The organism is Legionella maceachernii, from assembly GCF_900167045.1.
GTDB classification, from domain to species: Bacteria; Pseudomonadota; Gammaproteobacteria; order Legionellales; family Legionellaceae; genus Tatlockia; species Tatlockia maceachernii.
Genome location: NZ_FUXJ01000003.1, coordinates 162540 through 188415, shown reverse-complemented (window position 1 = coordinate 188415; position 25876 = coordinate 162540). Strand labels below are relative to the sequence as shown.

Genomic DNA, 25876 nt, shown 5'->3' with positions numbered 1-25876 from the left:
TAAGGCAGTCACTCGATAATGAAGGCACAAGAACTATTGTTGCCCTGTATACTTTGAGGATGCAAATTGAGCAAAATTTTCGAGATATACCCGTGATCCTTCAAAATGCTATGTTTTGGGCAACTTGATTTTTTTTGGCCAGGCGGAAAAAGCAATAGACCAAACATAGCGTTTTGAAGGATCACGGGTATATAGCGTTAGTCTCAAAGAGGATTCTGAACAAAGACTTTTCAAATTTAAGATCATATTCTCGCCCCAGGGTCTTATTCGAGGTAAAAGAACTGTGTTCTTTGTTTTGAACTATTTGCCTGCTTCTGTATAATGCAGTATCTTTTTTATCCATATTTAATATGCCACCTAAATGTACTTTAGCTTTCGACAGAAAAAATCAGGATTCTTCTTTAATACAAAAAATTATCAATGGAAAACTCTGTCGGCTAAAGAAGCTGAGAATGCTCAAGAAATAGCGCCCATATTAGAGCAATTTGCGCAGTCAAATTATCGGTATCGTCCGCGTCGCTTTTTTTCCAATCAACTAAAATCGATATTTTTGAAAGAAAAGATAACCTCAGATTTTCTGAAAATTTCTCTTAACGATTTTAGCGAGAGCTGTCAAATCCCGGCTCTTATTCATGTGATTGAAGTAGTTGCTGATATGGGATATTGCATCGCCTTTGATTTTAACGAAATTGATTTACCTTCCGAAGGGAAGTCCTTGAGTGCAGAGGACAAGGAACGTCTTCTAAAGAGTGTTCCTTATCAAGTAGCAAGGGCTTTATTTAATCAATTTAGACCTCAAATTGATGCAGACAGTTCAAAAACAGACAAACTCATAGCTTCACAATACACGAGTATTAAAAGCCAGTGTGAAAAAGATCCGGTCACTGATCTTGAAGTTTCACTCAATAAAATACCTCACTTTGGTTCCATTGATGAAGCGATTATTTACCATAAAATTACCACCAGAAATCAGTATTTGTCCAATAGGGATTTAGTTATAGTCTCTTTTAAGTTGCAAAATGTCTCTATTGATTTAGAATCCTGCGTTGACTATTATTACCAGTTTTATTCCGAAATCATTATTATTCTTCAAGGAAAAATTTATGAAAACCCGGAAGAGAGAAAGCAGCTCTCTCAGAGTATCTTAAGGTTTCTTAAATTAAAGCCTTGCACAAATTTTTTTCATTTATTTTTATTAACTAAAAATTCAGAATCCCTAAAAACGGAGGACACGCTACTTTCTCTTGCACCTGTTTATCATAAAGAGGATGATCCTTTCAGTCCACTACCGAATGGATCAGGCTATTATTTAAGTGATCCTCACGTTTTTGCTTCCATCAATGAATATATTCAGGAGCAGCAGAATAAAGCTCTCAGCCCAGAGTGTCTAATAAAAGCAGAACTGTCTGTAAAAGAATCACTCGTTGAAGTCGAACCAGACAAAATCTCGCCGGAAGGTTATATCTATGGCCATGAACCGATTGAGGTTACCCGAGCTTCTAAGCACTGTGGAAAAAAACAATTAGCAGCAAAAGCTGGTCTAACCTTTACTTACCACGTCGATTTGCATGAAGAAGTCAAGCAATCTCAATCATTGGAACAAGCTCAGCAGCTATCCAAGCAGCAAACTCTTAATCAACAAAGGCAACAAGTGCTCAATCAACAGGTGGATTACCCTTTTTTTACTCCACCAATTCCTTTATCACTCACCTTTGTAGCCCTGCAAGGATCTGCAAGACAAGCTTTAAAACGTTGGACTAAGGAAAAACAACTACAAGAAGAGATCTATTACACTTCTTGGTATCGCACGAATTTTTCTGCGCGCACACTTTTAAAGCAGCTAGCGCAAGATCATCCTTCTGAATTTGTTGCTGAGCTAGTAGCAAGAACCATGGGCCTTGGGTATAGCATTTCTCCGGAATCAGAGCGAATACTTTCGGATGCGCCGTTTTCATCGATTGTTCAAACAGCTAAAGATATTAATTATGTCGCCCAAAGAACAGCAACAACTCCTTTTCATTTTTTCCTCGGGAAGTTCGTTATGCAACCTCTCCCTGGGTATTCTGCAGAAAGTATTGAGGCTTATCTATTTGAGCCTATCTTCAATCGGTTCAGTGATTTTGAGGATGGCTTAGATCCAACTTCTCGCGGTCTTGGGCATTCGCTTATTTTCAGAAATTCGCTAATGCAAGGTTGGTATAATGTGTCCACTACTCGAGACCCATCAGAGTTTGATACTAAAAACTTGCCTATTTATGTTTCTAACTTAGGTTTGAGAGCCAATCGATCTGATCGAGGCTATCAGAGCCATCTTAAAGCGAACTTTTTAAAGGAATATCCCTCAGAATCACTTTACCTTGAATCTTTGTTAGAAATTTTAACACCAAGTTCACACCAAAGCTTACCAAATAGGTTCGAAGATCCCCATTATATCGCAAGTAAAGAAGCCGATTTTTTGGCGCTAATCAAATCAGCTTTTCCAGATCATGTTTATATTTTAAACCGACTTTACGAAAATTTTGATGAACACAATCTGGACAATATTCGTATTCTTTTGCAATTTTTTATCTCTGTCAATAAAGAAAAATTTACCGTATTTTTAAATTATCTTGTCTACCTTGATCAGAAGTGTTTGTTAAAACCTTTTTATAAAATTTATTTCAGTTATGCTCCAACCATTTTCTCTCTTGCTAATTTGTTTTCAATGAGAAAAGAATGGATTGCTACCAGTCATAGTCATCATGGTAAAGAATTAGACCCTACGTGTGCTTACGTAGAGATAAATGAAGCAAAAGAAGCTTGTTTTTTAACGCTGGTCGAGCGTACCCCCATTTCTTCGTCGACTAAGAGTTGGCCTGCGTACGAAAAATTTGCCCATAGTGTTTTAGTGTTCGCAGCCAAACACCACATGCTGCTTACTGCTGCTCATTTAGAGGACATAGAATCATTCTGGTATAGAGTTAGCGCAAAATTCCTAGCCTATAGTGAAGGAGATGTAAAACAACAGCAGCTATTAATTGCACATTTTCTCGATAATCTTATCACAGAAGATGGCCTATCATTGGCACGTCTTAGAAAAATTGACACATTACTCGTTTGTTTAGAAAACTTGCTGGACCACGCCATAGCAAACCATTGCTTACGCGAACAGATTTCTGAATTAGAGGACATTTCCTTAAGATGGACAGATGTTCCTTACGCGACTGCCTATAATGGTTTTCCCGTAGTTTGCAAAGAAATGGAGATTAAAGCAGGTTCGATCGGTTGGGACAGACACAGTTATGTTGTTTCATTGAGCGAATTAGAAAAAATTATTCTTGAATTCAATCTCAGCGCTTCAAATAAAAAATTTTTGCCGTTAAAAACCGCTGTATTTCGTTATCTTGGCAAAGAAACTTTTCGTGAAGAGCTCAATTTCTATCGAAAATTATATCCTCCCCACGATCCAAAAGAGCCGCTTGAGGTATCAAGACTGAATCAATTGATTTGGGCTTATTATGTGACAAGATGCACAGGCAGCCGCTACAATCCTTATCCTGAGGATATCCATTTTATTGAGCAATGCTTTAACTTTTTGGGAGAAAAACATCCGCATGCTAAAAAATCAACTGCGGACAAAATTATTCTAATTAGCCGATTTTTAACAAGACTCGAACAAACTAAAACACCAGAGACGAATGGGAGTTTAAGCTTATGGGCGCTTTGGCAAAAGGATGATCTTTTTTTTCATTTCCCAAACCAACCTATACCCAAGGTTCTAGGCTATAAATTCGAACGAAATCAATTACAAACATTTCTGTTAAAACAGTCTACGGATTTAAAGGAAGCCCTTCCAACTCTATTACAAAACGTGATGATTAGAGGAGGGTCAAAGCCCCTTTCATGGCAGCAAGCTGATAGGCTGCTTGCAGAGTCGCTAATCGCTAACCTTTTTGATCCTGCTGACAAGTCAAGGATTGAGAGGTGTTTTCAATTGCTTAATCTCTTGCTGACTCCAAACTTCAGTTTGAGCGCTTTTCTTGAGCAGCATTTGGACATGTTAATATTAATTGAGAACCTTAAGAATCTAAAAAATGCTGACAGCAATTTATTTATAGCTCTACAAGCAATTCTAAGAAAAAACCCTGATGTAAATATGGCGATTACTTTAGTAAAACTCTGCAGGGCAAAAATTGAACAGAATCCTAAGCATCTAAAACCTTGTATTCATTTTCTTCAGGGACTATCAGCAAATCATAAACTTTTAATTTATTGTACGCAGTCGAGTTCACAACTCGAGCTTGTTTTAGATTATTGCCTGAATGCCTCTGCTGATGAAATATCGCTAGAGATTGGTTTTAAACTAGCCAATGAACTGAGAGATGATGAAGAAACGCTGAAATCAATTTTAGGACTTTTATCGGATAAAAAAGTTTATGCTTTTTTTCAACGTCATCGAGAGCTTAAGGTTCCTGCACCTTTATTACAAAAAATAACAAAACTACTCAAAGAAACAAATAATCGTGTTAGTGTGCTCCGTTTTATTGAATCTGTTCTTGAAATAGAAGATCAAGATCCTGATTCAGTGATTGAAAAGATTGTAGGTCTTGAAGCCAATCAACTGTCTGCTATCTTATCCCTTTGCAATACAATTTATAATCAGCAAAAAGTATCATTACCTAACTTAGTCGACAGTTTGAAAAAGGCGCCAGAAAACTGCTTACAGACCTTAGTCCATGTTGCTAAGCACCCTAAAATAACCATACCTCGATTAATGGAAGTAGTGAATTCTTCAGTGCTAGAAGTGGCTATTGATAATCTGGAAGAAGAACTTTACGAGGACGATTTAAGCTGTTATGTCTATGATGAAGAACAGATTAAGTTAAAAATAGCAGAAATTGCCTACAACTCCTGTGACAATGGTCCCCCGCAAACTCTTTCCCCCGCCGCACAAAAAGCACTATTGCGTGATTACAAAATTCTGATGGGCTACATTCATAAGCACCCTGTCTATATTGAAAAAAAAGACGGTATATCGCAAACTTTCACCGCTCATCAACTCAAAAGCCGACATTTTCCTATCCTTTTCAAAGCATTGCAGGCGAAGATCTGTCGAGGAGAGAATAAAAAAGAGAACCAGCTTAGACTGCTGGCTATTAGCTGTGTTGCACTCCAACGCACTTGTCAAAAATTTCCCCGCTCAACCCAACTGCTCCCATTATTGCATAGTCTAGATGAGCATGGACAACTTGTGCAGGAACTGAAAACAGGAGCAGGAAAAAGTATTATCGCTGCCATACATGCCGTTTTAAGAGTAGCTGCAGGGAGAACAGCACTTATACCTACTGAGAACGAAGAGCTAGGCCGAACAGGTGTTGCTGAGTATACGAATTTTTATAATTACTTTGATATTCCTTGTGGCCGCCGTATTATTGAGGCTCATAGCCCTTATTCGGATTTTGTAGCTAATGGTGTAAATTATTCCACGCCTTATGGTCTGGCCTTGTTTTTTATCACAATGGCTATACAAAAAATACGGCTCGCTAAAAACTGTGATCTAATCTGGGACGAAATCGACGCAAGCCTTACTTCGACTGTACCTTTTCGTCTCGCAGCGACCTTAGATCCCATTCTGCTTGACACACAAAGCTGGTCGCAAATTTATAACTATATTTTGGATTTTGTTCGAGAAAAAGAACTTTTCCTAAATAACCATTGTACCCAAAACGCAGATATCCATAACTTCCGATTGTATTTTTTTTCTAAAAACACCGATAAAAAGCTTACCGCTTTTTTCAAACGCGTCCCCGATTCATTCTTCAATATGATTATTGACTCTGCCAGGCTTGCAGTGCAATTAGAAGATAAAGTTGATTATATGGTGGTGGAGAAAAAAGAAGCGGATAAAAAGAGCCTTTATTGCGCACCCTTTTTGCCCCACACTAGCCGCCCTGAGCCACGAGCAGGGTACGGTTCTGGAGCTCAACCGATACTGCATGCTGAAAAAAATAGAACCCGTCTATCCGACTCAGGGTTATCTTTTAGTGTTGCTCCAGACACCGAAACAGTTGTTACTATGACGCCTAAAAACTTGGCTGACTTAATAAAAACATTAGGGGGATGTCTTATAGGTCTAACTGCGACACCAGGTATGCCAAATCAGTTACAAGAATTTCGCCAGCTGTATGACATTAAAGCGGTTCATTATCCCAGTTTTTACCCCGATCGCTGTGAAGACTTAGGTCTTAAAGCTGCTGATGGGTGGGAAGATCAAAAAACAGTTGTCCTGTCTCTAATAAAAGAGTCTCGAGAAAAGAGACAAAATCAACCCATTTTAATTTTTTGTGAGAACGCGCAACTAGCGACGGAGCTTCATGATGAACTGAACTCACCTACTCACCCCTGGCAGACTCAATGTTATTATGGTTATAGTCCAAATCATCATGACGAAGAAAATTTTATTGCGGATGCGAGTAATCCGCATGTAATTAGCATAACAACCAAATGTGAAACTCGGGGCGCTGACTTTGATTCTGAGCATAGTTTTGGCCATTTCGGAATTAATTTGTGTACTCATCTGACTGAAGAAGAGCTGGTACAGATCAAAGGACGTGTTGCAAGAAATGGTAAACCAGGGCAATTTTGCTCAGTCATTGATGTTAAGCAACTTGGTTTACAAAAAAATACTGCGCCTAAGGAGCTTGCCGCTGCATTCAAAACGTTCCAACAAAATATTGGAATAAGAAATCAAAAAGAACGCGCTAGAACACGCCTTTTAGAGGATGCTCGCTTCTTTGTTACTTGGCATTTATTTGATCTGAGACGCAAAGCAGATCAAATTCTTAGTCAGCAACAAGGGCAAGGATATTCTCTCGTGCCTACGCTAGAATTGATGAAAACTTTGAGGGATTTAAACAAAAAAGTCGAAACTTTCTATGAGGGGCTTCTTAAGCAAGATGAAATACCCCTAGAGACGAGGACCCAACAATTTTTAGAGTACGTAGCGACTGAATACAATCAAATTCTAGATCAGAAATCTTGGCTACCCAATGACCGATTTAATGATTACAAACCGGTTGAACCATTGATTCCTTTAAACAAACTGTACGAACTTAAAGGAATTAACGGAGTAAAAATCAGTCAATTGCTGAAGTTTAGCGAATTGCTTTCCAAGGGATGGGAGGCTATCGGCAATCAGGCTATTCACCAAGGTCTCTCTAAAATTGAACCCATTATGGCTAAGCTAGATGGATATACAAGCGATCAATGTGGACCGAAAACAATCGCTGTAAAAATGCTCTCTGGCTTTGAGTTGATCAGTTTCGCCGAGCTCATCCCGAATCTTGAAAGTTTAGAAGCTGATTGCCTCCAATTTCTTGATGAACTTCCCACTGCTGCTGAAGTATTTATTTCCAGGGAAAAAGCGCGAGCTTATGTAAAAAAATATTTTTCAGAAACTAAAACATGTATTCGGGAAGAACGTTGGGATGAGCTAGCTCTTCCGACGTTGTCAGATGATATCTTTTCGAGTGATGACAACATCGCTTCTTCCTTATTGCAGAGTATTGCTAAAAAAAGCATAAAAAGCGGCATGTCGGGTGCTTTTCATTTAGTCATCAAACTTTATGTGGTGCCTAAAATAACTAAACTCCTCGCCCAATGGTTTCCTAATGATGAAGAAACTCAGATCCAGCTCAAGAAAATTATGCAAGAAATTGAGCCGCAAATTCTTGATTTTTTGTTGGCTATCCCTTCAAGCCTACAATCTGAGGAGGGAATTTGGTCGTTGGTTTTCGATAAATTGTTACCTATTTTACAGCATCCAAGTATTAAAGGAGCTGTAGGTCTCTTTAATAAAGAAGGAGGTAAGGTACTTGATTCACTTCTACGCTTCTTGGAATACCTAAAACCCTATCGACAACAGCCCCTAAAAGAACTAGTTAGCATAAAAAACTTGCTTCCCCTTATAAAGCAAGCTTGCCAACTTGATCTAGTTCAGTTGTTGGTAAAAACGCCTATACTCAAAGAGGTTTTAACGCAACTTTCATCACTGGATTCTGAATTTTTCAGTGCATTTTATCATTTTGATTTTCTCTCTCTTTTTCATCTGGTTCATCTACTTGCCCATCCTATTTTTTATAATTTTTTAAAAGTTCTACCTGCAGAAGCGAATTTTGGTCACCTAAAAGTTTGGCTTAATTCAGCGGAAGCGCCAATGAATAAAGAGGTTAAGCAAGCTCGACAGGAACTTCTTGAATTTCAAACAAATCGAGAGCGTATTGAAGAAAACAATCGTTTGAAACTACAGAGACTGAAAACCAAATTTACTTTGACACCTGAAAAGCTTCGTGCGGAGCTTGATGCACTTAAACCAATACCTAATAGGACTCCAACTCCCAAACCAGCCTCGTGGAATGTGCTTCCCTGGATTTCGCAGCATCCGCTCCAAAGCTTAGCTTTGCTGGTTGTTGGCTTACTCTTATCCTGGATCATTCTTCCTATCGCATTGGTCGGGGCAGTGATTTATGCAAGTATTGTTCTTTATCAAAAGATTCAAAGGCATATTGAAGCAATTAAACCTCTTGAAGAGCACTATCTTGAGCCCATTACTGTCTATTTGAACACTTCTGATCAAGAGTCTACTCTATTACCCGAATTGGATTTAGAAGAATCGGAGCAATTAAAAATTAGCCCCTTCTCACTTGCTGGTTTAGTTCAAAATATTGACCGAAAACTCCCCGAAACCCTATCTCTTCAGGAAATGGGTACCGCAGTAATTGAAACGTTAAAAACTACTGATAATACAGTCAAATTAACAAGTGTGGATTCCAGTGTTCAACCTCTTGATCTTATTAAGGTTACAGAAACCGCGATAAATACTTTAGATGTTGGTAAACCCGCTAATACTCCTGAAATCTCTCAAGTTAAAATGCGCAAATCAGTACAACCCAATCCTCAAAGTTTCTTTTCTCATATACAAAAAGGTGGCGAACAAATTTTAAATCAAATAAAAGGTGCTTTTAATGAAATTAGCTTACGGTAAATTGATTTTAACAATGTGTAGCGCCTTGATTTAGAAAGTCAATGTCAATTACACGGCGCATTGAAGATTTTCACAAAGCATGGAAATCGGCGGCTGATGCTGAAGAACAACGTATGCAATCGATTTACAGCAGCAGGTTGATTTTGTGCGACTACTTCACCTAGGCTCAGCATTATAGACATAAAAATCCCTCTTTTTTTATTTTAACTTTAAACGATTAAAGCGATATTTCTGGGAATCCAACTTAACTAAGCTCCCATCAATCGATCATTGTTATTGACTAAGTCTTCATTTTCCAGGATTTGACGAACACTTAAGATGGTTGCTATTGATTGTTGTTCTTGTTCAAGCATCGCTATGCTTAAATTGCCTTCAGTATCTTTAAAACTCTTACTTAAGTGTTCTATACGAGTAATCTCAGCGACCCAGTAGCCGCCAGACAAGTATTCCAAAAGCATTGAAAAAAAATCATTTATAATAAAACTAACCTGCCTAATTGCTGACGCGGTATTTCTCGCTATAGCCCCATTTAATAAGTTTAAGTGGGCTTCGAGTACCTGTTCAGGTAACGTTAGGTCGGTAAATTCAACCTCTTTAAGCCTTTTGATGGCATCTGCTAATGATTGGTAGGCACTGGCTAAATAAACAAATTTTTCATTATTCTCCCGGTCATAGCGCCGCGCTCCGATAATTTCGGATATTAGGCGTTGGCAAAGCTCGCAATCGACTTTTTGGCTTTCAGAAGATAACACCTCTTTAACCAGCATTTTAGCTTCATCCTCATTTACTTTTTGAATTGCTCGGACTATTTGCTCCATAAGCTCTAAGATAAAGCTACTGTCTTGTCTGGTATGAACCAGGATTTTACGTATATCATCTATTTTTCTACATAAGTTTTCTTCACGGATGGAAACCACCTGCCTTTGTATCGCTTCATCCGACTGAAATTTAGACTTCCATTCATCCGAGCGGAGTGATGCACTGTTCCCATAATTTCTACCTTTTGAATTACTAAAGCGATTATATACGTTAAGTGCGTTACTATAGGCTGGCTTAATAGCATACTCACCAATGAGCTCTCTTATTCGAGTATTAACCCGATCCGGGCGAAACCATGGATTCATAGTTCCTGAGCAATACTCTTCATGAAAGCAGGCGATAACATCGGACAATTTCACCTTATGTTTCGTTGCATAATAATTGCAGATTGATTCAACCTGCTCAGCCGTTGTCACCGCAAGCGATTGTCGAGCATGCTCAAGAATCCAGTCTAATAAAATCGTATCGATTATATTGCTAGTTGAACATCCTTTAATCGCTACTTGATTAGTCATCATGTTAAGTTGTTGCTCTCGAATCGCTTGTGGACCTGGATTATTTTGAACTTCCTTTCCATCCAAACAACGCATAGCATTCGCCAAAGAGTAAGGACCACAGGAAGAGCCGTCGGCTTGTAGCCAGCTGTAAGGGTAAACCGATGTGACAATGTTTAATTGTCTAAAAGAGTATTTTGTACGGAAAACTTTTTCAATTCGATTGATCTCATCTCTGATACTTGAGTCAAGCTGATTTAGATTTGCCTTGGTGTTTAAAGAATCTATGTACGATATATTGATATTGATTGCGTTGTCAGGCCCCTCATTCAAGGTAATAGCAATAGCAGCCCAGTGATTTTTACCTTTATTTAAAGGCAACAGCATTTTTTTGGGTAAGGAGTATAATGGAGGTGCATCGGAAGTTTCTAAAGAAGTTCGATTAGGAACTTCTCTATTGGAATATAAAAATATTCTGTCGCGGCTCGATTGTGCCCAGGCAGTTCCCACATCAATAATTTGAGCCGAGGTATACCAATAATCTTTACGTACACGTCGATAACTTGTATTACCCATTTGTAGCCCCTAGCTAATTACGCTTCCCATATTGGATAAAGCACAACGCTATTAATAGCTTTATATAAAACGCTTTATCAGTCAACAAGTCTGACAGTAAAATGTAAATTTTGCTCTTTATTATATACCCATGAAAAAAAATCTTCCTAATTTCTTGATAAATGCCCTATTAATAGTGGTAATCCAATGAACCCGTACACAGCTTAATTCAGTTAGACATACCCTTCCTTATAAAGGAAAAGCGCTATTAGGCAATGACTGACTAACCTTTTCTTCCTAGAAAGCCAAGATTTAGTCAGGTATTGAACCTGGGTAGGGTGGCGACCTTTTTATCAAAGTCAAGTCTCATGGTCGAAATAAATATGTCAAAAATTTTCAGTCAAGACTATTTTTTCGTTTTTTCTTTAGCTAAGATAGCTGCGCTAATACTCTTATCTTTTTATTCATCCCTTGTGGATAATTTTTTCCCTTTTTTCCTAGAGCATTTCATTTTTAGCTCCTATTTCTTTACACGACCCAGACAAAATAAGGGTTTTCTTCTTTTTACTTCATTTCATTGCGAAATGCTTTATCCACAAAATCTGTGGATAATCCTGTGTAAAGGATGTAAAACACCTTGAAAATAAAGCCTAAAGTGGCGTTGCCCGAGAACTTACCAACATTGCCTAAGGTAAATCTAAATGCAACTTTAATGCAGAATTGATCTTAGATAAGATTAAATTGCTAACCTTGCCTTGAAGCTGCCTATTAGAAATTCTATTTTTGGAAATAGTTCTAATCTGATGACATTGTACTTTTGAGGTTTTCAACAAGCCACTCTCATTACTATTAAGCAGAACTTCAAAAGGATAAACTTTGTTTACATTTGATGTAATTGGTACAACGGTAATTGTGTTAGCAACATTATTATTAGCATTATTGCTAATAATAAGTACCGGTCGAATTTTTTTAGTTTCATCGCCCATGGTAGGATCTAGGTCCGCATAATAAATTTCACCACGTTTCATTTTCTTCAAGTCCATCTAAAGAGGTCTTTTCGAATGCTACATCCATTTCTTGATTCGCTTCTCTGTAATAAGATTCAAGTTGCTTTTGTTGCAACAAGTAAAGGGCCTCTTTAATAACCTCAGAACGACTTTTTAGATGATGCTCAGTAAGGTAACTCTCAATAAATTCACATTGTTGTTGAGGCAAGGAAATAGATAGTTTTTGAACAAGCATAATATCCTCTTCTTTTATTTTCCTACTTTTAATCTTACCACAAGTAGGAATAACTTCAAATAAGTGTTAACGCGCTGACCGAATCTCATATATTGTGAACTTTAGTAGCAGGTGCTTGGTGGTCTTCAGAAGTATGCTATCTCTTCGAGTGATGCGCGCTAATAATCTATGGAATTTATATCGGAAAAAATGTAGCATGAGGCACGATCCTAAACCCTTACCCGACGCTTCGCTTTGACCTCTTCCGCAAGCAGGCGAGGCGAAGCAGATTTAACCGCACTTAAAATCACACCCGATAAGTGTCCCTATTTGATTAGCCTCTCTATTTGGGTAGAATATTGGCCATTTTATTATCAGGTTTTCTCATGTCGTTAAAACGTAAAGCGGTAGCGTTGATTTCTGGTGGTTTAGACTCTATGTTGGCGGTAAAAGTCATGCAAGAGCAAGGGATTTATGTGGAAGGAATCAATTTCTATACGGGATTTTGTCATTCTGGCCACACGTCCGCGATTCGCAATAAAAAAATGGAAAAACCGCTACGCAACGACGCATTGTGGGTAGCGGAGCAACTTGGGATCAAGCTTCATATTATCGATGTTGTTGAACCTTATAAGAACGTTCTCCTTAATCCCAAATACGGTTATGGAAAAAATATCAACCCTTGTTTGAATTGCAAAATTTTCATGGTACAACACGCTTATCAATGGATGTTGGAACAGGGTTTTGATTTTATTATTACTGGCGAAGTCATAGGTCAGCGTCCTAAATCGCAACGCAAAGCGACCATGCCCATTGTTGCTCGGGAGTCAGGGGCAGAAGATCGCTTATTGCGCCCTTTATGTGCAAAACTTCTATCACCCACTCTGCCTGAGCGAGAAGGCTGGGTTGATCGTGAAGCACTTTATGATTTCAGAGGACGTAATCGTAAGCCTCAACTTGGTCTTGCTGCTTCGATGTCCATTGAAGAATTTGCGCAACCTGCCGGTGGTTGCTGTGTATTGACGGACGAAAATTATACCCGTCGCCTGCGTGATATGTGGGCGCATCGTGAGACGAAGGATTACGACCTAGAAGACATTATTCTCTTAAAAGCAGGGAGACATTTGCGTCTCGAACCTCATTACAAAATGATCATTGCTCGAGATGAATCAGAAAGTAATTTTTTAATGGGCTATCGTAAGCAGTTTATCCACATGCAAGTGGTCGAACATCGTGGTCCTGTGATTTTAATTGAAGGTCAACCTAACGAAGAGGATCTCATGACTTGTGCACGGATTGCTGGACGATTTTGCTCCGGGCGCGAAGAAGCTGAGATTAAAATTAATTTGCATTATCTCGATGGTCAATCCCAAACGTTAAAGGTGCAGCCAATGCGAGCTGATGAGATTCAACAAGATTGGTATGTGTGAGCGATAAAATGGCCCATTATGAATTAGATGCCAGACGATTACTCTGTCCGATGCCCGTCATAAAAACACAAAACATGAGTAAAAATTTGCAACATGGTGATACCATCACTATCATTGCAACCGATCCTGGCGCTCATCATGATTTACCCTGTTGGTGCCGGATTAACGGGCATCTCTTGATTGAATCCAAAGAAATCAATGGGGAATTTCATCTTACGCTACAACTGGTAAAGGACAACACATGATTCAGCAGGAGCGATATCAGCAGGCAAAAAGGATTACCCTGATTGGTGCACTTAAAAATGCTTTTTTAGGTTGCATTAAAGTGGTGGGTGGCACTTTTTCTCACTCTCATGCGCTTATTGCTGACGGCGTTCATTCTTTTTCGGATTTGCTCACCGATTTCATGGTTGTTTTTGCCTCCAAATACGGCAGTCAAGATGCGGATGCTTCTCATCCCTATGGTCATCAGCGCATCGAAACCGCTGCGACCTTACTTTTAGCCCTACTCTTGATTCTTGCTGGTGCAGGAATTGCTTGGGATTCTCTCGATGAGTTGATTAATTCCGCTGTGGATAAACCAGGTCTATTTGCCCTTCCTATTGCTTTGTTATCGATAGCAGCTAACGAAGGCTTATTTCATTATACCCACCATATCGGCAAACGGATTCAATCTTCTTTGATCATTGCGAATGCTTGGCATCACCGTTCAGACGCTGCATCCTCTATTGTCGTTGCTCTTGGTTTATTAGGCAGCCTATTCGGTTTTTTCTATCTCGATGCGATAGCAGCGATTATCGTAGGACTCATGATCATTAAAATGGGTATGAGCTACGGTTGGAATAGCGTCAAAGAATTAGTCGATAGTGCTGTTGAACCCAGTGTGTTAGAAAAAATCAAACAGATTATTCAATCTGTCGACGGTGTGGAAAAAATTCATCAACTCCGTAGTCGCTCGATGGGAGGTGATATCTATATCGATGTCCATATTCTGGTAAACCCCTATATCTCAGTATCAGAGGGGCATTACATCGCACAACACGTTGACAAGATTCTCGTCGAACAACTCGATGCGGTGAAAGACGTCACAGTACACGTGGATCCTGAAGACGACGAGCAGTGCTGCCCTTCCCTGCATTTGAAGAATCGCAACGCCTTGCAACAACAACTCTTTTCAAGATGGCAGAAAAAATATCCAGGGTTGCAAACGTGGACCCTCCATTACCTTGACGGCAAAATGATCATCGAGCTTGAGTGTGCGAAAGACTTCTCCGAGTGGCAAGCTTTAAACGAATATATCCAGCGTGACTTAAAATCACATGAGGACATAAAACAGGTACGTCTCATTAGCCTGCATGAGGTCATTCATTGTGAAAATGCCTAATATTGTGATGCTTGATGCTAAACCGTTAGTGAATGATGGGCTTGATCTGGCTAAATTACATGATATAGGTCATGTTACCCTCTTTGACCATACGACTTCGGATCAGGAAATTATTGAACGCACTCAAGAGGCCGAAATTGTATTGGTCAATAAAGTAAAACTAAACGATACGCATTTCGCGCATTTACCCCAATTACAATACATTGGTGAAACCGCCACAGGAGTAGACAATATTGACGTGCTGGCCGCAGCTAAGCGCGGCATTGTGGTCACTCATGTTCCTCACTACGCCACAGACAGTGTTGCTCAGCATGTGATTGCTTTACTGCTTGCGCACACTAATCATATTGAGCTTCATAATCACTCGGTCAAACGAGGAGAATGGCAGGCTCAGCCTTATTTTTCTTATTGGTTAAATCCAATTATTGAGTTAACTGATTTAACATTAGGATTACTTGGCTTTGGCAGGGTTGCACAAAAAGTGGCTTTGATTGCGTCCACTTTGGGGATGCAGGTGATTGGTTATAAGCCTTCTGGCTTTCAAAGCTCCCTTGCGCAATCCGTTTCTTTTTCTGAACTTTTACACCGCGCTGACGTCTTGAGTTTACACTGCCCTCTTAACAAAACAACTCAGCAAATTATTAATAGTGATACTCTAAGTCAAATGAAAGCAACCAGTGCATTAATAAACACAAGCCGAGGAGGGTTAATTGATGAAGCCGCTTTAGCACAGGCTTTAGCGCGCAAACAAATTACAGCGGCCTATCTCGACGTACTGAGTCAAGAGCCACCTGTGGATAATCCCCTGTTAGCATTACAGAATTGCTTTATTACCCCACACATGGCCTGGGCCTCCTTTACTACAAGAAAACGCTTGCTAAATACGGTATGTGAAAATATTATTCATTTTCTTAATCGACAACCCATTAATGTCGTGCAATCCCGCCTTTACGGGACTGACACCTAAAACTGAATGTGGGAGTTGAGCACACACCACAGAGAGAGCACCTATGTCTACGGGTATTTTAAAATTAATTTTTGCCATAATCACGGTGATAGTCATTTTGCTCGCAGGCTGGTATCCCTTCAAAAAGCGAGTGAAGGACGATACGCATCTCGATTTCCCTGTAGGTGAAACATTAGCAACAGGAGTCTTCTTAGGTGCAGCCCTTCTCCACATGCTTCCCGAAGCAAATGCTTTATTTCTTGAAATGGGTTACCAATATCCCCTTGCTTACATTATTACAGGCGCCGTCTTCTTATTCTTTTTATGGTTTGAACACTTAGGGAAAGAACTCTATCACCACCAAAATGCCGCACATCCCACGTTTGCTATTCTTGCCTGGGGCATGCTTTCCGTGCATTCGATCATGTTAGGTGCGGCATTGGGTTTGAATCACAGCAATTCAATGGTCATTATGTTATTTCTCGCCATTATTACCCATAAATGGGCAGAAAGCTTCGCTATTGCTGTACAATTGAATAAAAGTAGCTTAACGACCACTCAAAGTTTGTGGTTCTTTCTCAGTTTCAGTTTAATGACACCGCTTGGGATTCTTTTTGGCTGGTATTTTGGTCATGGTGTAGAAACCCATTCCCTTTTCGATCCCATTTTAATTGCCGCTTCGGCGGGTACTTTTCTCTACTTAGGGACTTTACATGGCCTTGAACGTTGCGTCATGGTTGAACGCTGCTGCAACTTAGGCGATTTTAGTTTCGTTATCATTGGCTTTGGGCTAATGGCTGCGGTCGCTGCTTATGTCTGACTTTATCCACCAGCAACATCCCCTTATTTTAGCGTCGGCATCAAAAGCCCGCTTTGAGCTATTAAGTTCTTTAAACCTGCGTTTTGAGGTCATCCCCTCGAATTGTGATGAAGAAAAAATTAAGCAATGCTTTAATTCAGGGACTTTCTTAGAGATGGCTCTTCTTCTTGCTAGTACCAAAGCATTAGAGCTAAGCCAGCTTTATCCTCAACATTTTGTGATTGCCGCTGATCAGCTTTGCGTCATTGATGACCAGTACCTTGATAAACCATTGACTCACGCCAACGCGGTAAACCAACTTCGTTTACTAAGTGGTAAGTCGCATCGGCAAATAGCAACCACCTGCATTGCTAAGAGAGGAAGTGTGGTTTGGAATCATTCTGATGTGGCAACACTGACGATGCATGAGTTGAGTGACAAAACCATCGAAGCTTACCTTCGCTTAGCAAAACCCTATCAAAGTTGTGGTGCCTATCACTATGAAGGAGCAGCAAAATGGTTATTTAAAGACGTGCAAGGTAGCGATAGTACTATTTTAGGCTTACCTTTACTCCCACTAACGCAAGCGTTCATCCATTTAGAAATCGTTAAAATGCCTTAGCTGTAAATACAAATTCTACGCAGCGGCAATGACTTACGGCTTTTTAATTCCTATTAGCGCCTTGCCAATTTGCAGCGTTTTTGTCAACCAACTACTAACCGCGTGCCATTCTTTGTCAGAACAACACGTTGTAATAAATGACTCTGAAGTAGTCCTACTTGCAGATTTCTCCTCCATTATCCGACAAATCAGCACAGGACCTATTTCCATAAAACTTTAGCCTTTATATGTGTTGCTTCTGCACGCTTCAGAAATTTCTTCTAGCGCCTCGAGCGCATGTTTGTTATTTTGCTCATTTTCTTTTTGCGCTTGAGCTGAAGCAAAAAATATTAATCTTGGCGCTGAAGAAGTCGCAAAGATTTCATCTGAAAAAAGCTGAGCATCTCTAGGCGCTGGATTGAAGATATTGACTCTCTCCCGTGCTTTCTGTGCTGCCCCTTTGTTGGGCCTCTATAGCGCTTGTCCATATTCCCCCTGTCTGCGTAGGATGTCTTACCAAACTCCAATCAGCATTTTCGGGGACAAATCAGAGCGCCATGAAAGCAGTAAAATCACTTAATTTTAGCTCATGTTTTAAGAAACAATATAAATTGAGTTGAAACCAGACATCAGAATGCGCTGGCGTATCGCTTTATCCTGCGAATTATCAAAAAATCATCACTGGGTATATACTTGTAAAATACAGAGCTGAGGAAGGGAGAATTATCCATGGCGAAAAGCAAGAAGAGGGTTAAGCAAGAATCCCATAAAAAAGCCCTTGGCCTAATTAATAAACCTGCTCAGGCCACCAAAGAAAAACAAACCTATGACCGAATTGCCTGCGTGTTCCAAGGTGGCGGAGCACTGGGTGCTTATCAAGTAGGGGCGTTTCGCGCGATTCATGAGCGGGGTTATCATCCTAATTTTCTTGCTGGGGTTTCTATCGGTTCAATTAATTGTGCCATTATAGCTGGCAATCCCCGACACAAGCAGCTCGAAAAATTGAATGAATTTTGGGATACCATTACCCCCAAAATTTGGTGTGATGAATTACCCGATCATCTTACCTTTGATCCTATCCATCATTTGCATAATCGTATGGGTGCTTTGTATTCGTTATTTTTTGGATTGGATGGTTTTTTCAAACCTCGACCTATTCCCCCCACCCTCTTCTCGCACAATACGCCTGACCAATTAAGTTATTATGAAACTTCACAATTGCGAGGTACTTTAGAGCGATTGATTGATTTTGATCGGATTAATGCTAAAGAAGTGACACTCTGTTTGGGAGCAGTGAATATTGTCTCAGGCGAGATGGAGTTCTTTAATAATCAAAAAATAAAAATCACTCCGGAACACGTCATGGCAAGTGGTGCGCTACCCCCAGGTCTCCCTGGCATCAAAATTGGGGACGATTACTATTGGGATGGCGGTATTTATGCAAACACCCCACTCGTCACTGTCCTCGATGCCTTACCAGAACAAGATACACTCTGTTTCGTTGTCGATTGTTTCAGCCTAAAAGGCCGTTTGCCTGAAACCATGGATGAGCTTGAGGAACGTCAAAAAGATATCCGATACGCGAGCCATTCCCGCCGCTTAACCAATGTCTATACTAGTCGGCAAAATTTACAAGCAGCAGTGCAAATATTAGGCGAACACCTCACTCCTGAGGCAAAAGCAAACCCAGAAATCCAAGAATTGCTCAAACTAGGCCACGAAAAACGCTTTAGCGTAGTGCATATTATTTATCGAGGTACCCCTTTTTCGCATTCCTTTAAAGATTATAATTTTGTCCGCTCAGCCATCGATTACCGTCTCGAAACAGGGTATAAAAACGCCCTCGATGTGCTGAATAATCCCGAGTGGGAAAGGAAATCAAACAAACGCTTAGCCTGTTCAATCTATGGCGTTCCCCCTGACTATTTCAATCAACACTAGGTCTACCCACAATTGGTTTTAACAGTGAAAAAAGATTGTATCCTTAAAAAAAACTTATCTTGGAGCGCAACTCATGAAACAACATTCACCTCAGTTTTTAGCGTTGGTCGCGGATGCCAAAAAACGCATCAACGAAATAACCCCACAAAAGCTTAAAAATAAAATTGACCAGCACGAACCACTTCATGTGATTGATGTTCGCGAAGATAATGAATGGCCTTCAGGACATATCCCTACAGCAATTCATATGAGCAAGGGTATTATTGAACGCGATATTGAAAAAACAATTCCCGATCCTCACACTCCTATCGTTGTTTATTGTAGTGGGGGATTCCGATGCGCCTTGGTGGCCGATAGCTTGCAAAAAATGGGTTATGATCAAATTTACTCTTTAGAAACTGGGTTGCAAGGTTGGCTAGATGCGGGCTATGCGTTGAAAAAAGAGAAATAATTAAGCGTGCCGTACGCGAAACCAATTTAAGGCTATTAATGTAGCGGCATCGATAATTTTCATTTCATCCATTAACTGATAGATGGTTTCTCGCGAGATAATGTGAGTCATTATCTCTTCGTCTCCTACTCCATGTAATCCGCTTTCAGGAACGCCATTCACCTCTGCATAATAGATATACATTTTTTCGGTCAGAATGCCTGGACTCTTATAGGCAGTCGCAATGTGCTCTACTGTATCCACGGTAAGCCCTGTTTCTTCATGGACTTCAATTTTTGCTGTTTCGTCTGGTTTTTTGTCAGAATCAATGGTTCCGGAAACGCATTCCAATATAAATGGGTCCTCTTTGTCTTGGCCTGTATTAAAAAAAACACCTGGGCGAAATTCTCGACACATGACTAAACTATCAATCTTTGGCGCATAGACGAGCACTAACACAGAATCATAAGTTTGAACTATTTCACGCTTTTTAGACTTAATAGGACTTTTTTCATCCTTAAAGCTTGGTAGTTCTAAGTCATATTTGTAGAGTTGCAAATACCCTTTATAAAGCGCTTCTTTTGTAATAGTCTTTATTTTCTTGTTCATTGGGTTAGTCAATTTGTCTGCTCAAGAATAGAGTAACTGAATTTGTTTGAGTTGCAAAATAAAGCTGAAGAAAGCAATGACTAACATCAGGGTCTGTATTAGTATAGTAAGCGCACCTAAGGCGGCAGATATTTAACCAAGAGGGATAACATGACAACAAAGGGTTTTTCAGTGGCTTTACTAAGCCTTTTCTCTTCAATCGTTTTCGGAGGAACTGTAGGAGAAGCCAAACCCGCGTCGGCATGGTCCCCATTAATTGGCTTAAGCGTAGGTCCCCAATGGACTCAAACCGGCAGAACCCAGACTCTTTTCTTAACACCAGAGATTCAAAAGACTTACACAGCGCGCAGAGGAAACCATGCCATTGTTGAAGGTGAAGTTTTTTTAGGCGTTCAGCACTCCTTATTTCACATCGTGCAAGCGCAAATGGGCGTAGCCGCAGCGCTTGCCAGTTATACTAGGCTTTCAGGTCTAATCCTCGATGATGCTAATTCACAGTTTGCCAACCATGTTTACCGTTATCAATTAAGGCATTCACAAGTCACTTTAAAGGCCAGACTGCTAGCCGATATGAATCTATTTGTAACGCCTTGGATTGGCGCAAGCGCAGGGGTAGGATTTAATAATGCAAATGAATTTTCAAATGCTCCCCTTATCCCTGAAGCATTACCCAATAATAATTTTTATGCTTACACCAAAAATGGCTTCACCTATAATCTTGAGGTGGGTATACAACGAAAAGTCATGAATAATTGGCAAATTGGGTTCGGATATCAATTTGCTGACTGGGGTAAAAGCCAATTGGGCCAAGCCATAGGACAATCTGTGGGAAAAAGAGGTCCAGCGCTCAATCATCTTTATACCAGTGGAATTTTATTTAATATGACCTATATTGCATAAGGACACTTCAATATGAAAATTGCTTCCCATCTCATGAAGCTACTGACGAGTCTCGTTGGGATGCTGTTGATAAATTCGGCGCAAGCAGGTATTCCTTTATGGGCCTTCATTCCTTTAACCGACACAGCCATTTCTGTGCAACGTAATGAAACAACGCGAATTGAATATTTAGTTGTCAATCAATCCGATAAAGTGCACACCTTGTTGATGACACCTATCATGGGAATCACCCAAATTCCTTCACCCGGGTATTGCTCTACCCTATTTACATTAGCTCCGCAACAATTCTGTACTTTATCGCTACTCGTTGTAGGTAGCGCACTAGGAGATACAGTGGAAGGAGGTCCGGTAGTTTGTGAATTAGGTAACCCTTTACAGTGTTATCAACCCAATGTTGATGATCGCTTGGATGTTTCGATTAAAAAGGAAAAAACCTGAGATATATTCATCTGGAAGTAATAAATCACCCCTACTTTCTTATGCGAAAGTCTTCCTGCACCCGAAGCCTAGCGAAGAATCTCCTACTACAAGAGTCAAGTGGTCCTTCGCTAGGCACAGGATGACAAGAGAGCCAAAAAGAAGCCCGCTGATGCCCTAATTATGTAACTTCGTCCCGTAAAGTCGATCTCCTGCATCGCCTAAGCCCGGTAAGATATATCCTTTTTCATTAATTCTTTCATCAACAGCAGCCGAATAAACAACCACATCCGGATGCTCCTCATGAAAAGTGGAAATTCCCTCTGGAGCTGCTAATAAGCATAAAAATTTAATTGATTTAGGATTCGTCTCTTTCACCTCTTTTACCGCAGCAATCGCGCTATTCCCGGTTGCTAACATGGGATCCACAACAATCACATCGCGATCCTCCATATTTTCAGGGAGTTTGGAATAATATTCGATAGCACTTAGAGTCTTAGGATCCCGATATAAACCAATATGGCCGACACGAGCGGAAGGGATTAATTGCAGCATGCCATCCAAAATACCATTTCCAGCGCGTAAAATAGAAACAAAAACAAGTTTTTTACCTTTTAAAACAGGCGCTTGCATAGTCGCTAAAGGAGTTTCAATTTCCTCATATTCAATTTCAAGATCACGCGTTAATTCATAAGCCAATAGCATGCTAATTTCCTGCACTAACGTGCGAAATTTGACTGTACTCGTGTCTTTTTTTCGCAAAATTGTTAATTTGTGTTGAATAAGGGGATGCTTAATTACGATTACTTGCTTCTCGTTCATTTTCGGTCCTTGACCAAGCTTAGATTAAAAAATAGTACCATCACTGACAATTTGAATAGGAGGCGTGCCCTCCTTCCGTTTTTGTTTGGCAATTCGACGTCCTGCTTCCCATGTTCCACCTTGTAAAATCTTAGCGAGAGGTAACTCAGCAGCATTCATTTTAAGGCGGTGACGAATGGCCTCAGCTAATTCATCCAACACAGCAACGGTTAAAGCACGCCATTCAACAATCATTTCGGAATCGGGAGCTTGCAACTGCTGCAACAAGTGCTTATCCTTTACTTCTAATAGGCCTGTGTCAATAAGCAAACCACCATTTCGATATTCAGGTAGTCCAGTAAGTTCATCCACATCAGTTACTTTTATACCGAATTGCTCTAAAGGTTCAATCAAAGAATAAGTTAACCATTGAGATAATTTATGAAAAGGAACCCATTCAGATCCTAGCTCATCATTTTTTAGTGCTGAATGGATCCAAACATCCCCGAGTGGCGTACCCTCATAGCGTAGACGCTCTGGCCAGATCTCAGTAAAAACAGTAAGCACTGCTTGAAAAATTCGACGGACTGAAATGCAGTGGTTATCTTTAAGGCTTAGAATATACGAATAAAAATGGCCTAAGCGTCCCTCCTTGCCAAAATACTGAGGGTATTTGTTCACGACAGCACCGAGGCGATTTAATAAAGCGACCCTGCCTTCCACCCCTTCAAGTGGATTTTCGGCATTCACCTGGAACCCTTTTATAAACGTGTCTTTGTTAAAGGTGAGAAGTTGGGAGGCATCCACACGCCAAGGCTCACTGGGTTTCGCACTGAAAATTCCATTTAAATAAAGGGATAAACTAGCTATCGCTAACCCTTCAGAGCGACTGTATTCATGACCTGTGCTGGCTTCTCGATAGTGCCAATGTTTACCAGCTCCCGCATCAAGTAAGACGCTGATAATCACCAATTCATAAAGAATTTTTCCCTGTTCTTCTTGGGGTAAAAGGTCAAGAGTAGCTCGCATTGTTTGCAGGCGATCAATGCCTCCCACTTCAAAATGTCGCCAGCGGCTGTGATAAGGAATAACGAGATCGGGGTATTGGTCATAAATCACCTGCAGAATATAGTCCACTGCAGCAGGCATTCTCTCTTCCACAAAGGAAAAATAAGTTAACTTATTCTGACGGGCTAACGCTAACATCCGTTTTGCTTGTTTGCGAATAGTCTGCAAATCACCCAACGATTGCAATAATTTGCTTGCGTCCTGATTATTATTCATGAAGCCCACGCCCTTTGGGTTTAGCCAATTCATTGATATCAATTATTTGATCCGGTGAATAGTAGCCTGCGGCTCGTTTTGCGTCCATCTCCACCTGAGCTTCCGGCGAAATCAAGTCGTCAGGAATTTTAATTCGATTCATTACCTCTATCCCTGCTCTTGTTAATGCATCGTATTTCATATTCGACATGGAAACAAAACGGTGAATTTTGGTGATGCCTAGCCATTGCAAAACATCCGTGCTTAACTCCTGGAAACGCATATCTTGGATACCGGCAACACATTCTGTGCGCTCAAAATACTTCGCCGCGGTATCCCCGCCTTTTTGTCTTTTGCGCGCATTGTAGACAAGAAATTTGGTGACTTCACCCAAAGCACGGCCTTCCTTGCGATTGTAAACAATCAAGCCTGCTCCCCCTCGTTGAGCCGATTCAATACATAATTCAATTCCGTGCACAAGGTAGGGACGACAAGTACAAATGTCAGAACCAAATACATCAGAACCATTGCATTCATCATGGATGCGACAAGATAATTCAATTTTTGGATCATGAATCGTGGTCACATCACCAAAGAAGTAAGCGGTTAAACCACCAATCGGAGGCAAAAATACACTGAGATCACTTCTCGTTACTAACTCGGGGAACATTCCTGCTGTGTATTGAAAAAGAATATGCCGTAATTCTGATTCTGAAATTTGAAATCGCTCAGCGATACCGGGTAAATACCAAACGGGATCAATTGCTGCCTTAGTGACCACCACATCTCCTGATTCTTCTAGTATTTTCCCATCAGGCTTGAGTCTCCCCATACGAATAGCATTATGAATCTCAGGTAAATTAATGTGTGCTTTGGTGACAGCGATGGTTGGCCTTATATCGTAACCTCCTGCAATTTCTTCAGCAAAAACCTCTGCTACCCTGTGCCCCCAAGGATCAATAGAAACAATTTTGGTAGGATCAAACCACTGCTCGTGTGGGCCAATGACCACCGGAGGCATGGTATCAGTTAAATCCGGCTTATGTTCTGGATCCAAAACACCTGCCGCAACGGCCAATGCTCGATAGAGTGAATAGGAGCCAGAATGAGTGCCAATTGCATTACGATGCTTCATGTTCGTAAGAGAAGCAATAATTGGCCCGCGCTCTTTAGGATCCCTCGCTCCCCACTTAATAGGCAATGGTACAGTTCGATGACCGGAAGGATGAGAAGTTAAAATGATGTGCCCCTTCGATTTATTTTTCATATTACTTGTCGTCGACATGGCCATTTCCTTCCAATAATAAATAAACTTAATATTCTTAATTTTAGTTCATTCGGTTTATCATTTTATTCAAATTAACCTCTTACACCGACTGCAACCCCATTCTTGCCAGGTATTACTAGCAAAAATCATGACAAGTAGAGCCACACTCCTTTTTTGTGTTCAAAATAGGCGTGTCATGGAATTTTATAGGGGTACAGAATCCATTATGCAGATAATCAGTGAGGCAATTCCAATCAGCTAAGCAAAACACCTTGGCATTACCCATTAAATCCTGTTAAATGATAGTTCTATCGAAAGATTCAGGGGGACACTATGATAATAGAAAAGCATTTTGCTTATAAAATAACCAATGATTCTAAAGGTGTTAACGCCCAAATTCATTCTGATTTTGAAGAAGAGAAAATGATCGACATGCTAAAAGACATTAACGCGGCTAATTCAGAAGGACTTTATTGGATTTTTAAGCAACGGGATGGGGAACCGAAAGAACCGCTTTGCATCATCGACTGCCAATATAAACGAATTTACTATCATTATTCCGGAGATGTCGAAGATATCGATACGATGATTAAAAAGCTGAGCAAATAAGAATTCACTAATCACCGAGAAGAGTTCCCTCGGTGATTAGTTATACCCGTTTGGCTTAGTATCCAGTGGTTCCTCCACTCGAACCGCCTGGAGTAGTTGTTGTTCCTGTGCCAGTACCCGTTGTTCCTGTGCCAGTAGTACCTGTGCCAGTTGTACCCGTTCCAGTTGTACCTGTGCCAGTGCTACCAGTCCCTGTAGTGCCTGTGTCCATTCCTGTTCCGGAAGTGGTTCCAGTCCCGGTTGAGGATCCAGTACTTGTGCTTGTTCCTGTTGCTAAACCCACTGAAGAGAAAGCAAGTATTGCTAATGCAACCAATGTCCTTTTCATAATTTTCTCCTACCCTTATGGCTGTTATTTTTTGCTTTAT

The 25876-nt window shown here is 40.3% G+C and carries 20 protein-coding genes; 12 read left to right on the top strand and 8 right to left on the bottom strand.

Annotated elements, in window-relative coordinates:
* Window positions 1–361: 361 nt before the first annotated feature.
* Window positions 362–9022 (top strand): hypothetical protein, encoded by an 8661-nt coding sequence (locus B5D33_RS02550; protein ID WP_058452762.1) that lies wholly within the window; start codon window positions 362–364, stop codon window positions 9020–9022.
* A 248-nt stretch (window positions 9023–9270) separates the two neighbouring features.
* Here B5D33_RS02550 and B5D33_RS02545 read toward each other — a convergent pair whose 3' ends face one another.
* The 3 genes from B5D33_RS02545 to B5D33_RS02535 form a co-directional block, all read right to left on the bottom strand.
* On the bottom strand, window positions 9271–10911 hold the full coding sequence (locus B5D33_RS02545; protein WP_058452761.1) for a Ulp1 family isopeptidase: 1641 nt from the start codon (window positions 10909–10911) through the stop codon (window positions 9271–9273).
* A gap of 665 nt (window positions 10912–11576) precedes the next feature.
* Window positions 11577–11918 carry a type II toxin-antitoxin system PemK/MazF family toxin gene (locus B5D33_RS02540; RefSeq protein ID WP_058452760.1) on the bottom strand — a complete coding sequence of 114 codons (342 nt, stop codon included), beginning with the start codon at window positions 11916–11918 and terminating at the stop codon, window positions 11577–11579.
* Complete coding sequence (locus B5D33_RS02535; protein ID WP_058452759.1) at window positions 11905–12132, bottom strand: ribbon-helix-helix domain-containing protein; 228 nt, start codon at window positions 12130–12132, stop codon at window positions 11905–11907. Before B5D33_RS02535 ends, B5D33_RS02540 begins: the two co-directional genes overlap by 14 nt.
* A 365-nt stretch (window positions 12133–12497) precedes the next feature.
* Here B5D33_RS02535 and B5D33_RS02530 point away from each other — a divergent pair, with 365 nt between their 5' ends.
* The 8 genes from B5D33_RS02530 to B5D33_RS02495 all read left to right on the top strand — a co-directional run bounded on the left by B5D33_RS02530 (window position 12498) and on the right by B5D33_RS02495 (window position 19663).
* Window positions 12498–13541 carry a tRNA (5-methylaminomethyl-2-thiouridylate)-methyltransferase gene (locus B5D33_RS02530; RefSeq protein WP_058452758.1) on the top strand — a complete coding sequence of 348 codons (1044 nt, stop codon included), beginning with the start codon at window positions 12498–12500 and terminating at the stop codon, window positions 13539–13541.
* Window positions 13542–13549: 8 nt separating this feature from the next.
* Window positions 13550–13786, top strand: coding sequence for a sulfurtransferase TusA family protein (locus tag B5D33_RS02525; protein WP_058452789.1), 237 nt, complete (start codon window positions 13550–13552; stop codon window positions 13784–13786).
* Window positions 13783–14925, top strand: a complete 1143-nt coding sequence (locus B5D33_RS02520) for a cation diffusion facilitator family transporter (RefSeq protein ID WP_058452757.1) — start codon at window positions 13783–13785, stop codon at window positions 14923–14925. Before B5D33_RS02525 ends, B5D33_RS02520 begins: the two co-directional genes overlap by 4 nt.
* Entirely contained in the window at window positions 14918–15892 is a 975-nt protein-coding gene (locus B5D33_RS02515) for a D-2-hydroxyacid dehydrogenase (protein WP_065240021.1), read from the top strand. Before B5D33_RS02520 ends, B5D33_RS02515 begins: the two co-directional genes overlap by 8 nt.
* Before the next feature lie 43 nt (window positions 15893–15935).
* Entirely contained in the window at window positions 15936–16691 is a 756-nt protein-coding gene (locus tag B5D33_RS02510) for a ZIP family metal transporter (protein WP_058452756.1), read from the top strand.
* Window positions 16684–17292: a Maf family protein gene (locus B5D33_RS02505; RefSeq protein WP_058452755.1), complete on the top strand. Its 609-nt coding sequence runs from the start codon at window positions 16684–16686 to the stop codon at window positions 17290–17292. Before B5D33_RS02510 ends, B5D33_RS02505 begins: the two co-directional genes overlap by 8 nt.
* Before the next feature lie 708 nt (window positions 17293–18000).
* Entirely contained in the window at window positions 18001–19212 is a 1212-nt protein-coding gene (locus tag B5D33_RS02500) for a patatin-like phospholipase family protein (protein ID WP_058452754.1), read from the top strand.
* 73 nt (window positions 19213–19285) lie between these two features.
* Window positions 19286–19663, top strand: a complete 378-nt coding sequence (locus B5D33_RS02495; RefSeq protein ID WP_058452753.1) for a rhodanese-like domain-containing protein — start codon at window positions 19286–19288, stop codon at window positions 19661–19663.
* Here the strand turns inward: B5D33_RS02495 and B5D33_RS02490 are convergent, their stop codons facing one another.
* Window positions 19664–20251, bottom strand: coding sequence for an NUDIX domain-containing protein (locus tag B5D33_RS02490; RefSeq protein WP_058452752.1), 588 nt, complete (start codon window positions 20249–20251; stop codon window positions 19664–19666).
* A 150-nt stretch (window positions 20252–20401) separates the two neighbouring features.
* Here B5D33_RS02490 and B5D33_RS02485 point away from each other — a divergent pair, with 150 nt between their 5' ends.
* Both B5D33_RS02485 and B5D33_RS02480 read left to right on the top strand, forming a co-directional pair.
* On the top strand, window positions 20402–21151 hold the full coding sequence (locus B5D33_RS02485; protein ID WP_058452751.1) for a hypothetical protein: 750 nt from the start codon (window positions 20402–20404) through the stop codon (window positions 21149–21151).
* Window positions 21152–21163: 12 nt separating this feature from the next.
* Window positions 21164–21589, top strand: a complete 426-nt coding sequence (locus B5D33_RS02480; RefSeq protein ID WP_058452750.1) for a hypothetical protein — start codon at window positions 21164–21166, stop codon at window positions 21587–21589.
* Between the two features lie 156 nt (window positions 21590–21745).
* Here B5D33_RS02480 and upp read toward each other — a convergent pair whose 3' ends face one another.
* The 3 genes from upp to B5D33_RS02465 are packed head-to-tail and all read right to left on the bottom strand — an operon-like array spanning window position 21746 to window position 24917.
* On the bottom strand, window positions 21746–22390 hold the full coding sequence (upp, locus tag B5D33_RS02475; RefSeq protein WP_058452749.1) for a uracil phosphoribosyltransferase: 645 nt from the start codon (window positions 22388–22390) through the stop codon (window positions 21746–21748).
* 24 nt (window positions 22391–22414) lie between these two features.
* Entirely contained in the window at window positions 22415–23653 is a 1239-nt protein-coding gene (locus tag B5D33_RS02470; RefSeq protein ID WP_058452748.1) for a URC4/urg3 family protein, read from the bottom strand.
* Window positions 23646–24917, bottom strand: a complete 1272-nt coding sequence (locus B5D33_RS02465; RefSeq protein WP_078767310.1) for a GTP cyclohydrolase II — start codon at window positions 24915–24917, stop codon at window positions 23646–23648. The genes B5D33_RS02470 and B5D33_RS02465 overlap by 8 nt, the downstream gene beginning before the upstream one ends.
* A gap of 315 nt (window positions 24918–25232) precedes the next feature.
* Between B5D33_RS02465 and B5D33_RS02460 the strand changes: the two genes are divergently transcribed.
* Window positions 25233–25508: a hypothetical protein gene (locus B5D33_RS02460; RefSeq protein ID WP_411550291.1), complete on the top strand. Its 276-nt coding sequence runs from the start codon at window positions 25233–25235 to the stop codon at window positions 25506–25508.
* Between the two features lie 55 nt (window positions 25509–25563).
* On the opposite strand, the gene B5D33_RS02455 is transcribed toward B5D33_RS02460, so the two are convergent.
* Window positions 25564–25836 carry a hypothetical protein gene (locus B5D33_RS02455; RefSeq protein WP_058452747.1) on the bottom strand — a complete coding sequence of 91 codons (273 nt, stop codon included), beginning with the start codon at window positions 25834–25836 and terminating at the stop codon, window positions 25564–25566.
* Window positions 25837–25876 lie beyond the last annotated feature (40 nt).

Bases quoted from the DNA above. Each gene is read 5' to 3' on its own strand.
- B5D33_RS02495 (WP_058452753.1), top strand. From the start codon at position 19,286: ATGAAACAACATTCACCTCAGTTTTTAGCGTTGGTCGCGGATGCCAAA.
- B5D33_RS02540 (WP_058452760.1), bottom strand. From the start codon at position 11,918: ATGAAACGTGGTGAAATTTATTATGCGGACCTAGATCCTACCATGGGC.
- B5D33_RS02520 (WP_058452757.1), top strand. From the start codon at position 13,783: ATGATTCAGCAGGAGCGATATCAGCAGGCAAAAAGGATTACCCTGATT.
- B5D33_RS02535 (WP_058452759.1), bottom strand. From the start codon at position 12,132: ATGCTTGTTCAAAAACTATCTATTTCCTTGCCTCAACAACAATGTGAA.
- upp (WP_058452749.1), bottom strand. From the start codon at position 22,390: ATGAACGAGAAGCAAGTAATCGTAATTAAGCATCCCCTTATTCAACAC.
- B5D33_RS02490 (WP_058452752.1), bottom strand. From the start codon at position 20,251: ATGAACAAGAAAATAAAGACTATTACAAAAGAAGCGCTTTATAAAGGG.
- B5D33_RS02510 (WP_058452756.1), top strand. From the start codon at position 15,936: ATGTCTACGGGTATTTTAAAATTAATTTTTGCCATAATCACGGTGATA.
- B5D33_RS02480 (WP_058452750.1), top strand. From the start codon at position 21,164: ATGAAAATTGCTTCCCATCTCATGAAGCTACTGACGAGTCTCGTTGGG.
- B5D33_RS02545 (WP_058452761.1), bottom strand. From the start codon at position 10,911: ATGGGTAATACAAGTTATCGACGTGTACGTAAAGATTATTGGTATACC.
- B5D33_RS02470 (WP_058452748.1), bottom strand. From the start codon at position 23,653: ATGAATAATAATCAGGACGCAAGCAAATTATTGCAATCGTTGGGTGAT.
- B5D33_RS02465 (WP_078767310.1), bottom strand. From the start codon at position 24,917: ATGTCGACGACAAGTAATATGAAAAATAAATCGAAGGGGCACATCATT.
- B5D33_RS02500 (WP_058452754.1), top strand. From the start codon at position 18,001: ATGGCGAAAAGCAAGAAGAGGGTTAAGCAAGAATCCCATAAAAAAGCC.
- B5D33_RS02485 (WP_058452751.1), top strand. From the start codon at position 20,402: ATGACAACAAAGGGTTTTTCAGTGGCTTTACTAAGCCTTTTCTCTTCA.
- B5D33_RS02460 (WP_411550291.1), top strand. From the start codon at position 25,233: ATGATAATAGAAAAGCATTTTGCTTATAAAATAACCAATGATTCTAAA.
- B5D33_RS02525 (WP_058452789.1), top strand. From the start codon at position 13,550: ATGGCCCATTATGAATTAGATGCCAGACGATTACTCTGTCCGATGCCC.
- B5D33_RS02550 (WP_058452762.1), top strand. From the start codon at position 362: ATGTACTTTAGCTTTCGACAGAAAAAATCAGGATTCTTCTTTAATACA.
- B5D33_RS02515 (WP_065240021.1), top strand. From the start codon at position 14,918: ATGCCTAATATTGTGATGCTTGATGCTAAACCGTTAGTGAATGATGGG.
- B5D33_RS02530 (WP_058452758.1), top strand. From the start codon at position 12,498: ATGTCGTTAAAACGTAAAGCGGTAGCGTTGATTTCTGGTGGTTTAGAC.
- B5D33_RS02455 (WP_058452747.1), bottom strand. From the start codon at position 25,836: ATGAAAAGGACATTGGTTGCATTAGCAATACTTGCTTTCTCTTCAGTG.
- B5D33_RS02505 (WP_058452755.1), top strand. From the start codon at position 16,684: ATGTCTGACTTTATCCACCAGCAACATCCCCTTATTTTAGCGTCGGCA.